This window comes from Xanthomonas sp. DAR 35659 (assembly GCF_041242975.1).
GTDB classification, from domain to species: domain Bacteria; phylum Pseudomonadota; class Gammaproteobacteria; order Xanthomonadales; family Xanthomonadaceae; genus Xanthomonas_A; species Xanthomonas_A medicagonis.
This window is the reverse complement of record NZ_CP162488.1, coordinates 3,618,717-3,634,221: the sequence shown is the minus strand read 5'-3', so window position 1 is coordinate 3,634,221 and position 15,505 is coordinate 3,618,717. Positions and strand designations below refer to the sequence as shown.

The following is a 15,505-nucleotide window of genomic DNA, read 5'->3' as shown; positions in this document are numbered from 1 at the left end:
CACTGCGCGAACGCGCCGCGACCGGCTAGAATCGCCGGTCATCGCGGCCCGCCCCGGCGTCGGTCGCGCTCCCGGCGGGCGGGCGTTCCGGCCCGCCGCCACAGGCACCAGGACGACCCATGAGCATCAAGAGCGACCGCTGGATCCGCCGCATGTCCGAGCAGCACGGCATGATCGCGCCCTACGAACCGGGCCAGGTGAAGCAGGTCAACGGCGAGCGCATCGTCAGCTACGGCACCTCCAGCTACGGCTACGACGTGCGCTGCTCGCGCGAGTTCAAGGTGTTCACCAACATCAACTCGACCATCGTCGACCCCAAGCACTTCGACCCGAAGAGCTTCGTCGACATCGAGGCCGACGAGTGCATCATCCCGCCCAACAGCTTCGCCCTGGCGCGCACGGTGGAGTTCTTCCGCATCCCGCGCGACACCCTGGTGGTGTGCCTGGGCAAGAGCACCTACGCGCGCTGCGGCATCATCGTCAACGTGACCCCGCTGGAGCCGGAGTGGGAAGGCCACGTGACCCTGGAGTTCAGCAACACCACGCCGCTGCCCGCGCGCATCTACGCCAACGAAGGCGTGGCGCAGATGCTGTTCTTCCAGTCCGACGCCGACGACGTCTGCGAGACCAGCTACAAGGACCGCGGCGGCAAGTACCAGGGCCAGACCGGCGTCACCCTGCCCAAGACCTGATCCCCCCAAAGAGCACAAGGAGCGCGCAATGAACCATCCCAATCCCTACCAGGCCCCGGAAGCGCCGTTGGCGCCGCCGCCGATGGCGGTGGACGGCAACCATGTCCTAGCCGGCCGCGGTGAGCGCCTAGCGGCCGCGTTGATCGATGGCGTGATCGCGCTGGTCTTCATGGTGCCGATCTTCGTGTTCACCGGATACTTCAGTGTGGTCATGGACGCGGCGCGCAGCGGCGGGCAGGTCCCGTTCCTGACCACCCTCGGCTATGGAGCGGCGGGCTTCGTGCTGTTCGTGGCGCTGCAGGCCTATCCGCTGGCCAAGACCGGCCAGACCTGGGGCAAAAAAATAATGTCGATCCGTATCGTCGATATGGATGGGGCGCAGCCGCCGCTGTGGCGCCTGATCGCGCTGCGCTACCTGCCGACCCAGGCGATCTCGGTCGTGCCGGTGCTGGGCAGCATCTATGGGCTGGCCAATGTCTTGTTCATTTTCCGCAAGGACAAGCGCTGCCTGCACGACCTCATCGCCGGCACCCAGGTGGTCAACGCCCGCCGTTGAACGCGGGTCGCGGCGCGACTCCAACCCGGGCGAGGTCCGGACCCGACGCTTGAGACCGATCGCACGGCTCAAGCGGTCGGAAGTCGAAGGGTGCCGGATCCAATCCCGAATCCCGACTCCCCAATCCCGGCACCCCCTACTTGCCGCGCCCGAACAGCATGCCGACGCCGACCGCCACCAGGATCGCCGGCCACCAGGTGGCGATCAGCCGGCCCAGGCTGAGATTGGTCCAGCCGAGGTTGTTGGCCAGGAACACCAGGCCGATCACGATCAGCACGATGGCGGCGATCACATTGGATTTCATGGAGGCGCGGGTTCCGCTGAAAGGGCGCCTATCGTAGCCGCTGTCGCCACGCCGCAACACGGGTCTGCAGGACGGCGGCGTCCAGCCGCTGCGCCGCGCCGCTGCCCCACACCGGGCCGGGCCAGGCCGCATCGCCCGCGTGGCGGCCGATCAGGTGCACGTGCAACTGCCGCACGATGTTGCCCAACGCGCCGAGGTTGAGTTTCTGCACGCCCGGTTCGACGCGCAGCAGTTGCGAGACCTGGTTGATCTCGGCCAGCAATAGGCGCTGCTGCGCGCCGTCCAGGTCGATCCATTCGCTGGCGCCGGCCACGCGCGGCACCAGCAGCAGCCACGGGAAGCGCGCATCGTCCATCAGCCGGACCTGCGACAGCGGGCCGTCGGCGACGAACGCACTGTCGGCCTGCAGCCGCGGATCGAGCACGAACTCGGACATCGGCGGCGCTCAGCGCAGGTGTTCGGCGAGGAAGGCGAGACTGCGCTGGCGCGCGCTCTGCGCGCTGTCGGCGTCGTGGTGGTTCGGATCGACGTGGCGGTCGAATCCGTGGCCGGCCGGATACACGAAGGTCTGCATCTGCGGCAGCTTCTCGCGATGTTGCTGCACCGCCTCCGGCGGAATGCTGCTGTCCTGCGCGCCGAAGTGGAACAGCACCGGCGCCTTGGGCGTCTCGTCGAGAAACTGGGTGTTGCGCCCGCCGTAATAGCTCACCGACGGCAGGCCCAGCCGCAGCGCCGCCAGCAGCGCCACGCTGCCGCCCCAGCAGTAGCCGAGGGTGCCGACCTTGCCGGCCGGCGCCAGCGCCCGCGCCGCGGCCTGCACCACGTCCAGCGCCTTGTCGAAGCCGAGCGCGCCGACCAGGTCCAGGCCCTTGCGCACGCCGTCCTGGTCGTACTCCAGTTGCACGTCCTTCTCCACCAGGTCGAACAGGCCCGGGGCGAGCACTTCGTAGCCTTGCGTGGCGTAGAAGTCGGCGACCTCGCGGACGTAGGCGTTGACGCCGAAGATCTCCTGGATGATCACCAGGCCGCCGCGCGGGGCGCCTTCGGGCAGGGCATGCCAGGCGGTGACCTGGCCGTGCGCGGTATCGAGTGTGGTCCAGTGGCCCATGGGGGAATTCCTGCGGGAGGGAGAGGCGCCGATTATCCACGTTGACTGCGAAGGCCGATTAACACGGGCTGGCGGCAGGTGCGGGCATGGCATGCGCGATGGGCGGCGATGTCGTGCGGACGATGCGGCTGCGCTTGACCGCTGCCTGGCAGGGAATGCGTCATGCCGGAACCGCCCGGCAGCATGCAGCCGACGCCACCGACACGACCATGCTCGCCGCCCTCTCGGGCCGTCGGCGGCCGCACCGATGCCGCGGCTCAGCCGCCGCTGTACTCCACCGACACCACCACGAAACTGTGGCGGCCGCCGGGCAGCTGCGCCTCGACCTCGTCGTCGACGCGCTTCTTCAACAGCGCCCGCGCCAGCGGCGAATCGATGCTGATCCAGCCACGCCCGGCATCGGTCTCGTCCGGGCCGACGATGCGATAGCGCACCAACTCGCCGCTGTCGGCGTCCTCCAGCGCGACCCGCGCGCCGAAGAACACGGCCTGCGGATCGGACGGCGCGGTGTCGACCACGCGCAACGCTTCCAGGCGCTTGCTGAGATAGCGCACGCGGCGGTCGATCTCGCCCAACTGCTTCTTGCGGTAGGTGTACTCGGCGTTCTCCGAGCGATCGCCCTCGGCCGCGGCCGCCGCCAGCGCCTTGACCACGTCCGGGCGGCGCACGCGCCACAGGTCGTCCAGCTCGGCCTTGAGCCGGACGTGGCCTTCGGCGGTGATCAGGGCGGTGCTCTTCTCGGCAGGGGGGCGCCAGCGGCTCATCGGGGTGTCGTGCGGCGGAACGGGTGGCGATGCTAGCGCGTGCGCCCGGCTTGCGCACCGCCGGGCGATGGCCGAAGCTGGCGCCGCCACCACACGGACGTCGCGCGATGTTGATCCTGCCGCTGCACAAGCCGCTGTCGCGGGAGAATTTTCCGCTGGTCACGCTGCTGCTGGTGTTGCTCAACGCGGCGATCTATTTCGGTTGGCAGCGCCAGGATGCCGTGCCGTTGCAGCAGGCGCAGCGTTACTACCTCGATTCCGGCCTCGGCAGCGTCGAGGTGCCGGCCTACGCGCACTACCTGCAGCGCAGCGGACAGCGCGAGGCGCTGGCGGGGTTCGAACGGATACCGGAGGGCCAGCAGGCGGCATTCGTCGGCACGGCCACCGTGAGCGATGTGCGCTTCGCACGCGCGCTGCGCAGCGGCGAGGCGTTCGAGGACCCGGCCGCGCAGCAAGCCTGGGCGCCGCTGCGCGCGCGCTATGACGCGCTGCTGGAGCGTGTGTTCACCCTGCGCCATCTGCAGCGCAGCTCCGAATGGTCGCCGGCGCGGATGCTGTCGGCGACGTTCCTGCACGGCGACGCGCTGCATCTGTTCGGCAACATGCTGTTCCTGGTGGTGCTCGGGACCTTGCTGGAAGGGGCGATCGGGCGCTGGCGGTTCCTGCTGGTCTATCTGCTCGGCGGTTTCGGCGCCAGCGCCGTCAGCCTGTGGTGGCGCTGGGGCGAGGCCGGCGGCGGACTGGGCGCGTCCGGCGCCATCGCCGCGCTGATGGGCGCGTTCTGCGTGGTCTGGGGGCGGCGGCCGGTGCGCTTCTTCTACTGGTTCGCGGTGGTGTTCGACTACGTGCGCGGCCCGGCGATCACCTTGCTGCCGGCATGGCTGGGCTGGGAGCTGTACAACCTGCTGGCCAATGGCGACGCCGGGATCGGCTTCGATGCGCATGCCGGCGGCCTGATGGTCGGCGCCTCGCTCGGCGCGGTGCTGGTGGCCACCCGGCAGACCCACGAGGACTTCATGCGCGAGCAACCCGCGGGCGCCGCGGACGATCGCTGGGAGCGGGCGCAACGGCATCTGGGGCGGCTGGAGAACCGCGAGGCCGCCGCATTGCTGGACCAGCTCGCCGCCGAGCAGCCGCGGCGCTTCGACGTGGCGCAGGCGCGCTATCGGGTGGCGCGCAATGCCGGCGATACGCGCGCGGCGCAGGCGCGCGCGACCGAGCTGCTGCGCCTGCCGACGGCCACCGCGCAGGAAGCGCAGGCGCAGGCGGCGGTCCTGGGCGACTGCGTTGCCGGCGGCATCGCCGTGGACGCGGCGACGCGGAGCCTGCTGTTCGACCGCTGGCTGGCGCAGGGCCTGTTGCGCGACGCCGAAGTCCTGCTCGCAGCCGATGCCGCGACATGGCCGCGCGCCGAGCAGGCGCAGCACTGGTTCCGGCTGGCGCTGGGCCACGGCGAGCGCCAGTCCGCCGCCGAGCGCCAGCGCCTGTTGCAGACGGTGATCGAGCGCTACCCGGATCTGCCGCAAGCGGAGAAGGCGCGTTTCCTGCTCGCCAATGCCTGAGCGCCCGCGTCGGGCGTGATGCCGCCGACGTCGGCCGGCGTCATGCCGGTGCGATCGTCAGCGCCTTCAGCGCCGCTTGCAGCTTGCCGCGCTGGGTCTCGTCCTCGCAGCGCGCGAGCGCATCCTGCAGCAGCGTGCGCGCCTGCGCGTCGTCGCTGAAGCGTTCGGCCGCCAGCAGTGCCGCGTTGAGCGACCACGCGCCGAATTCGTCCGCCCTGGGCCAGGCGCGCAGCGCGGCGCGCTGGGTGTCCAGGGACAGTTTGAACTGTCCGGACAGTTGCGCGCGCTCGGCCAGCATCGTCGCCTGCTCGGGCAGCAACGGGACGAAGTCGGGATCGCTGTCGAGCGCTTCGCGCAGCAGCGCCAGCGCTCGCCGTTCCTGCTTTTCCTGCAGCAGGCGGTTGATGTACTGGCGGGTGTGCTCGCGCAGGTCGTCGGCGCGCCCGCTGCCGCGCAACAGGCGCTGGTACAACTCGTGCACCGCCAGGCTCACCGCGCGGGTGCGCACCTCGCCACGCAGCAGTTGCAGCGCGTCGGTGGTATGGCCGTCGCGCACCAGGTGCTCGGCCTCGTCGAGCACGCGCTGGTCCGGGTCGTGGCGGTGGGGGCCGTCGTCGATGCTGGCGGGGTCGTAGCCCAGCGCCTCGTGGTACTGGTAGACCAGATAGCCCATCAGATGGAAGGTGGCGAACAGCCCCCAGATCATCACCACGCCGACCGCCAGGTCGCTCAGCACCGGCGGCAGATAGCGTTCCAGCCGCTCGGCGGCGCCCGTCGCGCTGGCCTGGATCACGAACAGCAGGCCGAACGCGGCCAGATACGGCCAGCCGATGCGCAGCGCCAGGCTTATCGACACCGCCGGATTGAGCGCCCGCCGCAGGCTGCCGTCCATGGCCAGCGAAATCAGCATGCCGGGCTGCAGCAGGACCAGGGCCAGGGCCAGCAGCACGGCGGCGAGCTTGCCGGCCAGCACGGCGACCACGACCACCAGTGCGGCGAGCACGATGATCATCGCCATCAAGCGCAGGACCACGCCGTCGCCGATGTCGAAGCCGCGCTCCGGTGCGTCCATGTAGCCGTCGGCGGTATGCCGCAGGATCTCGAAGGCGTACTTGTAGATTGCCAGGGCGGTGACGATGGCGAGGATCCAGCCGATGCCCGGCAGCATCCCCAGCAGGCGGCACAGGGACAGCGCGATCAGCGCGAACAGCGCGCCGCCGCGCAGCGGATACAGCGCGATGGCCCGGGTGCGGGTCCAGAAAGGTGCGGGTGTGTTGCGGTGCGCGCGGCTTGCGCCGGCACGACGACGGTCTTCCATGACGCCCCCCTGCGTTCAATGTGCGCCGATTGTGAAGGCGGTTGGCTAGGCGTGCAATCGGGGCACCTGCACCTGCGCCTGCGCCTGCGCTTGCGCTGGAGCGGGAGCGGGAGCGGGAGCAGGGGCAGGGGCAGGGGCAGGGGCAGGGGCAGGCGTGGACTTGGACGTGGGCGAGCGGAGCAGGGCGCGCTGCCGGCGGGCGAGGCGCCGCTCTATGCGGTGCCGGGCCAATGCCAGCGTGCCGCCAGTCCGGCTGGTGCACCCCGAGACGCGGCATTCGCGCGGTGGTGCAATGGTGGTCGGCGTCGCGCCGAGAGGGAGCCGCCGCTGCGCTGCGTGTTGCGCGTGGCCAGGTAGTCCAATGCCCTTTGGCGCTCGCACGTACAATGCTCGCTCCGCCGTGGTGAGCATCCTGCAGCGTTCGCTGTGCGTGCCGCCACGGCTGTTCCTTCCACGCCATGGAGCATCGCTTGCATTCATCCGTCACCGGCAACCCGCGCGTTCGCCTCGGCCAGATCGACGTGCTGTCCGACAACTGGTACGTGTTGCGCAAGGTGACCTTCGATTTCCAGCGCAACGACGGCAGTTGGCAAACCCTTTCGCGCGAAGCCTACGATCGCGGCAACGGTGCCACCATCCTGCTCTACAGCCGTGCCAAGGGCACGGTGATGCTGACCCGGCAGTTCCGGCTGCCGACGCTGCTCAACGGCAATCCCGACGGCATGCTGATCGAAGCCTGTGCCGGGCTGCTGGACCGGGACGATCCGCAGACCTGCATCCGCAAGGAGACCGAAGAGGAAACCGGCTACCGGATCGAGAACGTGCGCAAGGTGTTCGAGGCGTTCATGAGCCCGGGATCGGTCACTGAGCGATTGTACTTTTTCGTTGGCGAGTATTTCGATGGCGACAAGGTCGGCACGGGCGGCGGTGTCGCCGCCGAAGGCGAGGAGATCGAGGTGCTGGAACTGCCGCTCGACACCGCGTTGGCGATGATCGGCTCTGGCGAGATCGCCGACGGCAAGACGATCATGCTGCTGCAGTACGCCAAGCTGCAGGGAGTGCTGGCCTAGCGGATTGCCGTTGGTTTTTGCGTCTGCGACCATCTTTGCCTGGATCGAAGGTCGTCTGCCGCGGCCGTTGGCGCGCGGTACATGCGGCTGCCCGTCGCGAGGCGCACGCCGAGTGAAGCAACGTCGCGCGATGTTCGTTGCGGCCTGTTGCCTTCAGTCCCGATCGAAGTTCAGTTCGCGGCGATAGGTTGCGCCCTCGGCGCGCAATGGATCAGGCGGAAACAACGACATGTAGCCTGCCGCGATCGCACGATCCCGCATCACGGCCCCGACGCCCTCGGCCGATTCGATGTCCACCCTGGTAACGGTGCCGCGCTTGTCGACACTCATGATCCACACCAGGCGTCCGACGAATTTGTCCGGGTCAAGGGTGGCGTCGTAATTGGGGCGACCCAGGACATATGGGGTCAAGGACGGCGCGTAGAACGTCGCTGTCTCCAGGCTCCTTGCCACCTCGATTTGCTTGGTCGCGGCCAGTGCCTGGTTGATGTAGATGTTGAACGTCCATTCTCCCGGCTGGCCAGTCGTCCCCAGCTCAGCGGGGTAGCACTGCTTGGCTCCGCGGAAGTCGTCGTGGTATTGCCGGGAGGCGAGCTTGCCCGCCGCGTCCACTGCGTCGATGCGCAACGATGCGACGCCGCCTGGCGGCGGATTGATGGCGGCCACGCAGACCCGATGGTCGCTGTTCCCTAGCAGGAAGCCCCGGGTTTCCTGGCGCGCGAGTGCATCAGACGATGGGCGCGACCACAGGAACTCCACGTAGGTATTCGAATCGGAAGGAGGCGCGGCAGGCAGCGCGCTGGCCTGAAAGAGAAGGAAGGCAGAAAGAAGGATCCGCCGCGGGTGTTTCGTGTCCATCGCCGTCCTGGGTGCTGGATGAGCCAGTTGCCGTAAAAGTGCCACTTCCGGCCGCGAAGCGACCGGAAGTGGCACCCTGGCCCGGCTACAGCGAATCGTGGCCGGGCAGGGTTTGCTTCATCTCAGCCTTGGGGCCGAGGGGTGGTGCCTACGCCATCGCGCTGCGGCGTGCACTTGTTCTCGTCCGCCCAGATATCGGTCGGGCCCGCTCCGCCGCCGACGCGCTGCGTCTCCTCGCGCGACAGCAACTGGCCGAGGACACGGCTGTTCGACTGGATTGAAGCGTCCTTATCGTTCTTCTTCGCAAACATTTTTGCTTCTCCTTGGTTATGTGCGGAAGCTACCGCACGTTCTCGCGTGGCGTTGCCACACGACTGTTGTCCGGCACGCGCGCCGCGATCGGCGCCGCCTGTCGGAAATCCGGGATGGATGGAGCGTCTCGCTCATTTGTGCTTGCTCAGAACCCCTGCCTGCTCGGCCGATGCGCAGGCCGCCTTGAGCGTCAGCGGGGTCGGAGTCGGCGCGTACTCGAACTCCGCATCGGCCTTCTCGATGAACTGGCAAAACGCATCGAGTAGCGGAAGTTGTTCGCACCACGACTCGATGAACAGGAATTGCCCGGCCTCGTTCACTTCCATGAAGATCCACTGGTCGCGGTCGTCGACGATGAAGTCGAAGCCGCCACTGACGATGCCGAGTCGCCGCATCATGTCTCTGCAACTGGCGTACACGTGCGGCGGCAGCACCACGGGCTGACAGGACGTGATGGTGTCCTGATCGATACGCCAGTCCAGATCGCCTTCCCTCAAACTGGAAGACTCGATCTTCACTCCGGCATAGAAGGCGCCGAAGAACTGCACCCGGACTTCGTAGGATTTGCGCACCTTCTGCTGGAAGATGCCGGGAGTGGCCTGCAGGATCGGATCGGCGGGGAGGTGGTCGAGCGTGACTTCGGCCGTGTACGTCTTGCGCGTCCGGCCTTCCTCCGTCCAGGTGTGGCCACTCAATGGCTTGTAGATGCAGGCTTCTCCCCGCGAAAGAAACGCCCGGATGTCGTTCGGGTCGTTGCTGACCAGGGTGCGAGGCAGGGTCATGCCCACCGCCTTGGCCACCATCAACTGCGTCGTCTTGACATCGCAGGCAGCCGACGCGCTTGTGCTGTTGATCCAGAACGCATGGTCGAACAGCCGCGCATGCGCCGTATCGGCGATCTGCAGTTCATCGGTCACGAAATCGACGTCGCGCCGATCGATGAAGGAAGGCGCCACCGGCGTCGCGTGTCTGCGAAACCAGACGACGTCGACCTGGGATGGCGTGAAGGCCGCCTCGTCCACCGAGAACCGGATGCCGACCTGGTCGCCCACGAAGGACACGCTGCCCGTGATGCGCTCCGGATAGTCCTGCCCGATCCACCGAATAACCCGGTGTCCGCGCAAGCCCAGGGCGTGTGCGACGACGGTCGCATGGAAGTCGTTGCGGACGGTGTGAATCAATACATTCCTGGTCGCCCGTCCAGAGGCGACACCGGCGCTACCATCGCTTTCGCTGGCTTCCGGTCTCGTACCGCCCATTGCATCCTCTGCGCGCATGGGTCACCCCACTCCTTGTCAAATAGCGAAATCTTCCGTTTTGAATTGCCGCTGGGATTGCCTGAGCAGGGCCCAAGCAAGCGGTGTCGCGGCAAAAGCTTCGCGAACCGGACGCCGCGACGGCCTGGCAACAGTTCTGTTTGCGCTTGTACGGTTCTGTGTCCTCGCCCACGCCGGTCGCCTCGGTGCCGTTTCGGTGCCGTGCAGCGGTCCCCCGCAATTCGGAGTGACGGCCAGACGTCTAGACGCGATTTCGTCGGCGCGTTCGTTATGCATCGCGCGCTCCCGCAAGCTGTTCCATGTCGACGATACGATCGGCGCTGGCAATGGTCTCGGGGCGATGCGCGAACATGATGCGGGTCATGCGCATGCCGGAGATTGCCTGGTTGATGGTCTGCTCGGTCTTGACGTCCAGGTGGCTGGTTGCCTCATCCAGCACCAGGATCCTCGGCTTGCGGTACAGCGCGCGCGCCAGGACCAGGCGTTGCCGCTGCCCACCGGACAGGGCGGCGCCCATATCGCCGATCAACGACTCGTATCCCATCGGCATCGCCATGACGTCGCGGTGGATATCGGCCAGCGTCGCGGCGGCCACGATCGCGTCCATCTGCGCCGCATCGTCGAAGAGCGCGATGTTGGCGGCGACGCTGCCCGCGAACAGCGCGTCGTCCTGCATGACCACACCCAGCAGGCGGCGGTAGTTGTCCAGGCCGAATCGCCGGATGTCGATCCCGTCGATCTCGATGCAGCCTTCGCTGGGTTCGAGCAAGCCCACCAGGAGCTTGGCCAGCGTGCTCTTTCCGTAGCCGCTGGGTCCGACGACCGCCACCGACTCACCTGCACGGAACTCCAGGTTCAGATCGCGGAACAGCCACGGGTCTCCCTGCGAGTAACGGAAGCCCAGTCCCTTCACCGTGATCCGCGCGTCCGGCTCCGGGCCGCTGTAGCTGCTCTGCGTGTGCTTTTCCGGCGCCGCCAACGCCACGTCCGAAATGCGTTCGGCGTGCAGGCGCAACATGCGGAAATCGACGATCTTGTCGATCAGGCTGTGGGCTTTCGTAGCGAACTGGTCCGCGTAGGCGAGATAGGCGACCAGCATGCCGACCGAGAATTGTCCCTTCAGGGCCAGGTAGGCGCCCAGCGACAGCAGCAGCACCCGCTGGATGGAGAAGAAGCTGCGGTTGAGCACGCCGAAGATCAGGGTGATCCGCTGCGCCTGCATTTCCCTCTGGTTGGCCGCCAAGGTGGCGTTGGTCAGGCGCGCGCGTCGCTGGCTCTGCTTGTTGGCGAGCTTGATGGCTTGCACGCCCCGCACCGACTCCATCAGTTCGCTCTGTTGCCGCGCCCAGTAGACCAGTTGCTCCTCGTTGAGTCGCCATAGCTTGCGATACATCATCCAGCGCATCGCCACGTAGGTCATCACGGCCGCCAGCACCAGGAGCGTGAGTTCGGCGCTGTACAGGAACAGGACGGCCAGGGCCAGGGCGCCCATGACGCCATCGAGCACGGCCTCGATGAAGCTGCCGGTCAGCGTGTTCTGTATCGCATGGATGGAGGAAAAGCGAGAAAGCAGGTCGCCCATCTGCCGCTTTTCGAAGAAGTCCATGGGCAGCTTCAGCAAGTGGCTGAAGAGATTGCCGATCCACTGCGTGTTCAAGGTCGCGCCGAGCCAGCTGATGATCCAGGCGCGGGCGATGCTCAGGCCGGCGGAGAGCACGACGATCGCAAGGAAGCCGAATGTCATCAGCAACAGCAAGCCGCGATCCGCCGACAGCATGACCTGGTCCAGGATCCACTGCATCTGGAACGGAAGGATGAGCGTCAGCAGCTCGATCGCCACTGCCAGCCCCAGAACCTGCATGAGCACTTTCGGCAAACCCACCAACCGGCCGGTGAGCGCTTGCAGCGGGATGTGTTGCCGCTCACGCACGATGGTGAAGTCGTGCCCCGGAGTCAGTTCGAGCAGGATGCCGGTGAAGTGCTTGCCCGCTTCCTTGATGGGCACGAAGCGCCGGCCGTGCGCCGGATCATGGATGTACAGCCCGCGGCGGGAGACGCGCTTGAGGACCACGAAGTGATTCAAGTCCCAATGCAGGATGCACGGCAGTTGGGCCTGCGGCAGGTCCTCCAGTTCCACCCGCAGCGGGCGCGACTCGAAGCCGAGCGCATCGGCGATCTCGATGAGTCTGGCCAGGTGGACGCCTTGCATCGATGTGCTGAAGCGGTGTCTTAGGCTGACCAAGTCCACTTCATGTCCGTGGAAGCAGCCGATCATCGCCAGGCAGGCCAGCCCGCACTCGGCGGTTTCGGTCTGCAGCACCAGCGGCAGTGCGCGCCGCTGGTGCCAATTCGGCAGAGCCGCGGCCTCCATCATCGGGCTGCGCCCAGGTCCGCGATCCGATCGCCGTGCACGCCGGGAGCGAATTCGTACAGCGGCTCGAACAGCCATTCGATCAGGCGGCGCCGATCCAGCAGGACGCTCGCCTCCAGGGTCATGCCGGGCTTGAGCGGCTCCTTGCGTCCGTATGCGTCGACCTGCTGATGGTCCAGCGCCACCTCCACGCGATAACGCGGTTCGGCGATTTGCTGGCCCAGCAGGGCGCTGATCTCGCTGGGCGAGGTGGCGCTGCGCGACACCGATTCTATGCGGCCCAGGTACTGGCCGAATTTCTGATAGGGAAAGGCGCGGTACCGGATCAGCACGGGTTTGCCCGGGCGCACGAAGCCAATGGCCTGCGAGGGCATCCACAGCTCGGCCCGCAGCGTGGTATCGGCCGCAAGCACGGTCAACAGCGATTGCTGCTCCTTGATGGCCTGGCCTGGGTGGATCAGCACGTTCGCGACGATGCCGTCGGCGGAGGCGCGAACCAGGGCCGAGCTCTGCGCGGCATTGCTCGCCATCGACTGCCTGACGTCGGCGAGCTGGCGTTCGGTCTCGTTGCGCTGGCGCGCAGCGGAGGAGGGCAGTTGGATCAGTTCTGCGCTCACTTGCTCCGCTTGCTGCTTCAATTGCAGCACCTGGCTCTTCAGGTCGTTGAGCTGAGACAGGTTCTGCAGCGCGATGTCCCGTTGCTGCGCCAGCTGCACCTTGCTGATGATCCCGTCTTCCGCCACGCCGGACCATTGCTTGTACAGCGCCATGGAGTTGTCCGCGCGTTGCTGCTGCAGCTCGGTTTGCGTCTGCTTCTGGGCGACCTGCTGGCGCAGCATCTCCAGTTGCACCCGTAGATCCCGCTGCTGTTGCTGCGAGATGCGTTGCTGTTCGGCCAAGTCCGAATGCAGGCGGCTTTGCTTGACGTCGAGCTGGTCGGCGATGCGTTGCTGCGTGTCGCCCAGCAGCGTGCTTTCCTGCTTGAGCGAGATCTCGATGAGCGGCTGCCCGGCGTGCACGCGTTCGCCTTCGCGCACCAGCACGCGTCCGATCACGCCAGCGGCGGGCGTGGTCTGCACCAGCAGCCCGGTGCTGGGCACCAGCGTTCCTTCGATCGTCTGGCGGCGCGTGTAGTGGCCGAAGAACAGAAACGCGAAAATCGCGACGATGGTCGCTGCGCCGATGCCAAAGAATACCCAGCCCAATCGCGGGGCCTGGAAAAAGATACTGCCCAGTAGTCCGCTGCGTTGCGAATCTACGGCTTCCTTGCGGAACAAGTCGTCCGACATCCTTTTCTCGACTGTAACGAAACCAATCCTGGTGAATTAAGCGCCTTCCATCTTGCCCAAATAGACTAATTCAGGCGCTGTCGTTCTAGCAGTCGCAGTTGGGTGCGTCAAGCGGGGGCGTGCCGGTAGGACGAGGACGTTCAGTCCAGCCACGGACTTCGAACAATGCGCATTTACGCGAGATCGCGCGCCAGCCGGCGTTCGAGGCGATTTCCATCGAGGGCATGATGTGCTGGCCGCAGTGGTGCGGAGAGGCGTACGCCACCTCAGCGGCGACCGTTGATCTTGCGATGCAGCAAACGAATGAAGCGCGAGGAGTGCGCGCAGATCAACGAGGGGCGCGCATGACACCGACTGGAACGGTCGCGCTCCGCGCGTGATAGATCTCCGTCGCGCCGCTCCCGTAGCAAGGGCCGCATCGTGGACGCATCCGCGCAGGTGCCACGCAGACCGTAGTTCGATTCGCCACGCTCAGCGCTTGCCGCCGAAGATGCTGCCGAAGATGCCGCGCACGATCTGCTGGCCGATGCGGTTGCCGATGGTGCGCGAGGTCTGCTTGGCCATGGTTTCCAGCATGCCCTGGCGGCGCTTGGTGCCGAACACCGCGTCCTTGACCGCCTGGCCGAAGCCGCTGTCCTGCGCCTCGTCCTGCTCGCGGGTGCGCGCCGCCGGCGCGGCGGCGGTGCAGGCCGCCTGTTCGACCCGGCGCGCGAGCAGCTCCGCCGCCGACTCGCGGTTGACCGCGGTGTCGTAGCGATGGCCGACCACGCTGCCGGCGCGCACCTGCGCGCGTTCGGCGTCGGTGATGGCGCCCATGCGGCAGCGTGGCGGCGCGATCAGGGTCTGCTGCACCGGCGCCGGCACGCCCTTGTCCTGCAGCGTGGATACCAGGGCTTCGCCGGTGCCGAGCTGGGCGATGGTCTTGGCCACGTCCAGCTTGGGGTTGGCGACGAAGGTCTCGGCCGCGGTGCGCACCGCCTTCTGGTCGCGCGGGGTGTAGGCGCGCAGCGCGTGCTGCACGCGGTTGCCGAGCTGGCCGAGGATGTTGTCCGGTACGTCGTCGGGGAACTGCGAGCAGAAGTACACGCCCACGCCCTTGGAGCGGATCAGCCGCACCACCTGCTCGATGCGCTGCACCAGCGCCGGCGGCGCGTCGTCGAACAACAGGTGCGCCTCATCGAACACGAACACCAGCTTGGGTTTGTCCAGGTCGCCCACTTCCGGCAGCCGCTCGAACAGTTCCGACAGCAGCCATAACAGGAAGGTGGAATACAGGCGCGGCTTGAGCACCAGTTGCGCGGCGGCGAGGATGCCGATCACGCCGCGGCCATCGCTGCCCACGCGCATCACGTCGGCCAGGTCCAGCGCCGGCTCGCCGAAGAAGCCTTCGCCGCCGTCCTGCGCCAGGCGCAGCAGCGCGCGCTGGATCGCCGCCACCGACGGTGCGCTGACCAGGCCGTATTCGGTGGAGATGTCCTTGCGCTCCTCGGCGACCAGCGCCAGCAGCGCGCGCAGGTCGTCCAGGTCGAGCAGCAGCAGGCCGCGGTCGTCGGCCAGCTTGAACACGATATCGAGCACGCCGGCCTGGGTGTCGTTGAGTTCCAGGATTCGCGCCAGCAGGGTCGGCCCCATTTCGCTGACGGTGGTGCGCACCGGATGCCCGAGCTGGCCGTACAGGTCCCAGAACACCACCGGGTTGGCGGCCGGGGCGTAGTCGGCCACGCCGATGTCCTTGGCGCGCTGCAGCACTTTTTCGCTGCCGTCGCCGGCGACCGCCAGTCCGGCCACGTCGCCCTTCACGTCGGCCATGAACACCGGCACACCGATCCGCGAGAAGCCTTCGGCCAGGGTCATCAGGGTCACGGTCTTGCCGGTGCCGGTGGCCCCGGCGACCAGGCCATGGCGATTGCCCAGCCGCGGCTGCAGCAGCACCGCGATGTCGTCGGTCACGCCTTTGCCCAGCAGGATCGGGTCCATGAACAGCTCCGCGGTGAGGTGGGCGGATTCTAGGCGTTCGCGCCGGC

At 67.2% G+C, this 15,505-nt stretch carries 15 protein-coding genes; 4 read left to right on the top strand and 11 right to left on the bottom strand.

Features of this window, described 5'->3' with window-relative positions:
- The first annotated feature begins 119 nt into the window (after positions 1 to 119).
- Both dcd and AB3X07_RS15150 read left to right on the top strand, forming a co-directional pair.
- Complete coding sequence (gene dcd / locus AB3X07_RS15155; RefSeq protein WP_369939418.1) at positions 120 to 692, top strand: dCTP deaminase; 573 nt, start codon at positions 120 to 122, stop codon at positions 690 to 692.
- 28 nt (positions 693 to 720) lie between these two features.
- Positions 721 to 1,248, top strand: a complete 528-nt coding sequence (locus AB3X07_RS15150) for an RDD family protein (RefSeq protein WP_369939417.1) — start codon at positions 721 to 723, stop codon at positions 1,246 to 1,248.
- 136 nt (positions 1,249 to 1,384) lie between these two features.
- Here the strand turns inward: AB3X07_RS15150 and AB3X07_RS15145 are convergent, their stop codons facing one another.
- The 4 genes from AB3X07_RS15145 to greB form a co-directional block, all read right to left on the bottom strand.
- The gene (locus AB3X07_RS15145) at positions 1,385 to 1,552 is read right to left on the bottom strand and encodes a LiaI-LiaF-like domain-containing protein (RefSeq protein WP_003467495.1); all 168 of its coding nucleotides are present in this window, start codon (positions 1,550 to 1,552) and stop codon (positions 1,385 to 1,387) included.
- A gap of 28 nt (positions 1,553 to 1,580) precedes the next feature.
- Positions 1,581 to 1,988 (bottom strand): HIT domain-containing protein, encoded by a 408-nt coding sequence (locus AB3X07_RS15140; protein ID WP_369939416.1) that lies wholly within the window; start codon positions 1,986 to 1,988, stop codon positions 1,581 to 1,583.
- A gap of 9 nt (positions 1,989 to 1,997) precedes the next feature.
- The gene (locus AB3X07_RS15135) at positions 1,998 to 2,660 is read right to left on the bottom strand and encodes a dienelactone hydrolase family protein (RefSeq protein ID WP_369939415.1); all 663 of its coding nucleotides are present in this window, start codon (positions 2,658 to 2,660) and stop codon (positions 1,998 to 2,000) included.
- 257 nt (positions 2,661 to 2,917) lie between these two features.
- Positions 2,918 to 3,424 carry a transcription elongation factor GreB gene (greB, locus tag AB3X07_RS15130; RefSeq protein ID WP_369939414.1) on the bottom strand — a complete coding sequence of 169 codons (507 nt, stop codon included), beginning with the start codon at positions 3,422 to 3,424 and terminating at the stop codon, positions 2,918 to 2,920.
- Between the two features lie 107 nt (positions 3,425 to 3,531).
- Between greB and AB3X07_RS15125 the strand changes: the two genes are divergently transcribed.
- Positions 3,532 to 4,986 (top strand): rhomboid family intramembrane serine protease, encoded by a 1,455-nt coding sequence (locus AB3X07_RS15125; protein ID WP_369939413.1) that lies wholly within the window; start codon positions 3,532 to 3,534, stop codon positions 4,984 to 4,986.
- A gap of 40 nt (positions 4,987 to 5,026) precedes the next feature.
- On the opposite strand, the gene AB3X07_RS15120 is transcribed toward AB3X07_RS15125, so the two are convergent.
- Positions 5,027 to 6,304: a hypothetical protein gene (locus AB3X07_RS15120; RefSeq protein WP_369939412.1), complete on the bottom strand. Its 1,278-nt coding sequence runs from the start codon at positions 6,302 to 6,304 to the stop codon at positions 5,027 to 5,029.
- 470 nt (positions 6,305 to 6,774) lie between these two features.
- Between AB3X07_RS15120 and nudK the strand changes: the two genes are divergently transcribed.
- Positions 6,775 to 7,374, top strand: a complete 600-nt coding sequence (gene nudK / locus AB3X07_RS15115) for a GDP-mannose pyrophosphatase NudK (protein WP_369939411.1) — start codon at positions 6,775 to 6,777, stop codon at positions 7,372 to 7,374.
- A 153-nt stretch (positions 7,375 to 7,527) separates the two neighbouring features.
- On the opposite strand, the gene AB3X07_RS15110 is transcribed toward nudK, so the two are convergent.
- From AB3X07_RS15110 to AB3X07_RS15085, 6 genes are all read right to left on the bottom strand, one after another.
- The gene (locus AB3X07_RS15110; RefSeq protein WP_369939410.1) at positions 7,528 to 8,232 is read right to left on the bottom strand and encodes a hypothetical protein; all 705 of its coding nucleotides are present in this window, start codon (positions 8,230 to 8,232) and stop codon (positions 7,528 to 7,530) included.
- A 122-nt stretch (positions 8,233 to 8,354) separates the two neighbouring features.
- Positions 8,355 to 8,543 carry a hypothetical protein gene (locus AB3X07_RS15105; RefSeq protein ID WP_369939409.1) on the bottom strand — a complete coding sequence of 63 codons (189 nt, stop codon included), beginning with the start codon at positions 8,541 to 8,543 and terminating at the stop codon, positions 8,355 to 8,357.
- Positions 8,544 to 8,675: 132 nt separating this feature from the next.
- Positions 8,676 to 9,821, bottom strand: coding sequence for an MvdC/MvdD family ATP grasp protein (locus tag AB3X07_RS15100; protein ID WP_369939408.1), 1,146 nt, complete (start codon positions 9,819 to 9,821; stop codon positions 8,676 to 8,678).
- A 268-nt stretch (positions 9,822 to 10,089) separates the two neighbouring features.
- Positions 10,090 to 12,195 (bottom strand): peptidase domain-containing ABC transporter, encoded by a 2,106-nt coding sequence (locus AB3X07_RS15095; RefSeq protein WP_369939407.1) that lies wholly within the window; start codon positions 12,193 to 12,195, stop codon positions 10,090 to 10,092.
- A complete protein-coding gene (locus tag AB3X07_RS15090) occupies positions 12,192 to 13,481 on the bottom strand; it encodes an HlyD family secretion protein (protein WP_369939406.1) in 1,290 nt (429 codons plus the stop codon). Before AB3X07_RS15090 ends, AB3X07_RS15095 begins: the two co-directional genes overlap by 4 nt.
- Before the next feature lie 471 nt (positions 13,482 to 13,952).
- Positions 13,953 to 15,458: a helicase HerA-like domain-containing protein gene (locus tag AB3X07_RS15085; RefSeq protein WP_369939405.1), complete on the bottom strand. Its 1,506-nt coding sequence runs from the start codon at positions 15,456 to 15,458 to the stop codon at positions 13,953 to 13,955.
- Positions 15,459 to 15,505 lie beyond the last annotated feature (47 nt).

Coding starts and splice junctions, on each gene's coding strand:
- dcd (WP_369939418.1), top strand. CDS start 120: ATGAGCATCAAGAGCGACCGCTGGATCCGCCGCATGTCCGAGCAGCAC.
- AB3X07_RS15150 (WP_369939417.1), top strand. CDS start 721: ATGAACCATCCCAATCCCTACCAGGCCCCGGAAGCGCCGTTGGCGCCG.
- AB3X07_RS15145 (WP_003467495.1), bottom strand. CDS start 1,552: ATGAAATCCAATGTGATCGCCGCCATCGTGCTGATCGTGATCGGCCTG.
- AB3X07_RS15140 (WP_369939416.1), bottom strand. CDS start 1,988: ATGTCCGAGTTCGTGCTCGATCCGCGGCTGCAGGCCGACAGTGCGTTC.
- AB3X07_RS15135 (WP_369939415.1), bottom strand. CDS start 2,660: ATGGGCCACTGGACCACACTCGATACCGCGCACGGCCAGGTCACCGCC.
- greB (WP_369939414.1), bottom strand. CDS start 3,424: ATGAGCCGCTGGCGCCCCCCTGCCGAGAAGAGCACCGCCCTGATCACC.
- AB3X07_RS15125 (WP_369939413.1), top strand. CDS start 3,532: ATGTTGATCCTGCCGCTGCACAAGCCGCTGTCGCGGGAGAATTTTCCG.
- AB3X07_RS15120 (WP_369939412.1), bottom strand. CDS start 6,304: ATGGAAGACCGTCGTCGTGCCGGCGCAAGCCGCGCGCACCGCAACACA.
- AB3X07_RS15110 (WP_369939410.1), bottom strand. CDS start 8,232: ATGGACACGAAACACCCGCGGCGGATCCTTCTTTCTGCCTTCCTTCTC.
- AB3X07_RS15105 (WP_369939409.1), bottom strand. CDS start 8,543: ATGTTTGCGAAGAAGAACGATAAGGACGCTTCAATCCAGTCGAACAGC.
- AB3X07_RS15100 (WP_369939408.1), bottom strand. CDS start 9,821: ATGCGCGCAGAGGATGCAATGGGCGGTACGAGACCGGAAGCCAGCGAA.
- AB3X07_RS15095 (WP_369939407.1), bottom strand. CDS start 12,195: ATGATGGAGGCCGCGGCTCTGCCGAATTGGCACCAGCGGCGCGCACTG.
- AB3X07_RS15090 (WP_369939406.1), bottom strand. CDS start 13,481: ATGTCGGACGACTTGTTCCGCAAGGAAGCCGTAGATTCGCAACGCAGC.
- AB3X07_RS15085 (WP_369939405.1), bottom strand. CDS start 15,458: ATGGACCCGATCCTGCTGGGCAAAGGCGTGACCGACGACATCGCGGTG.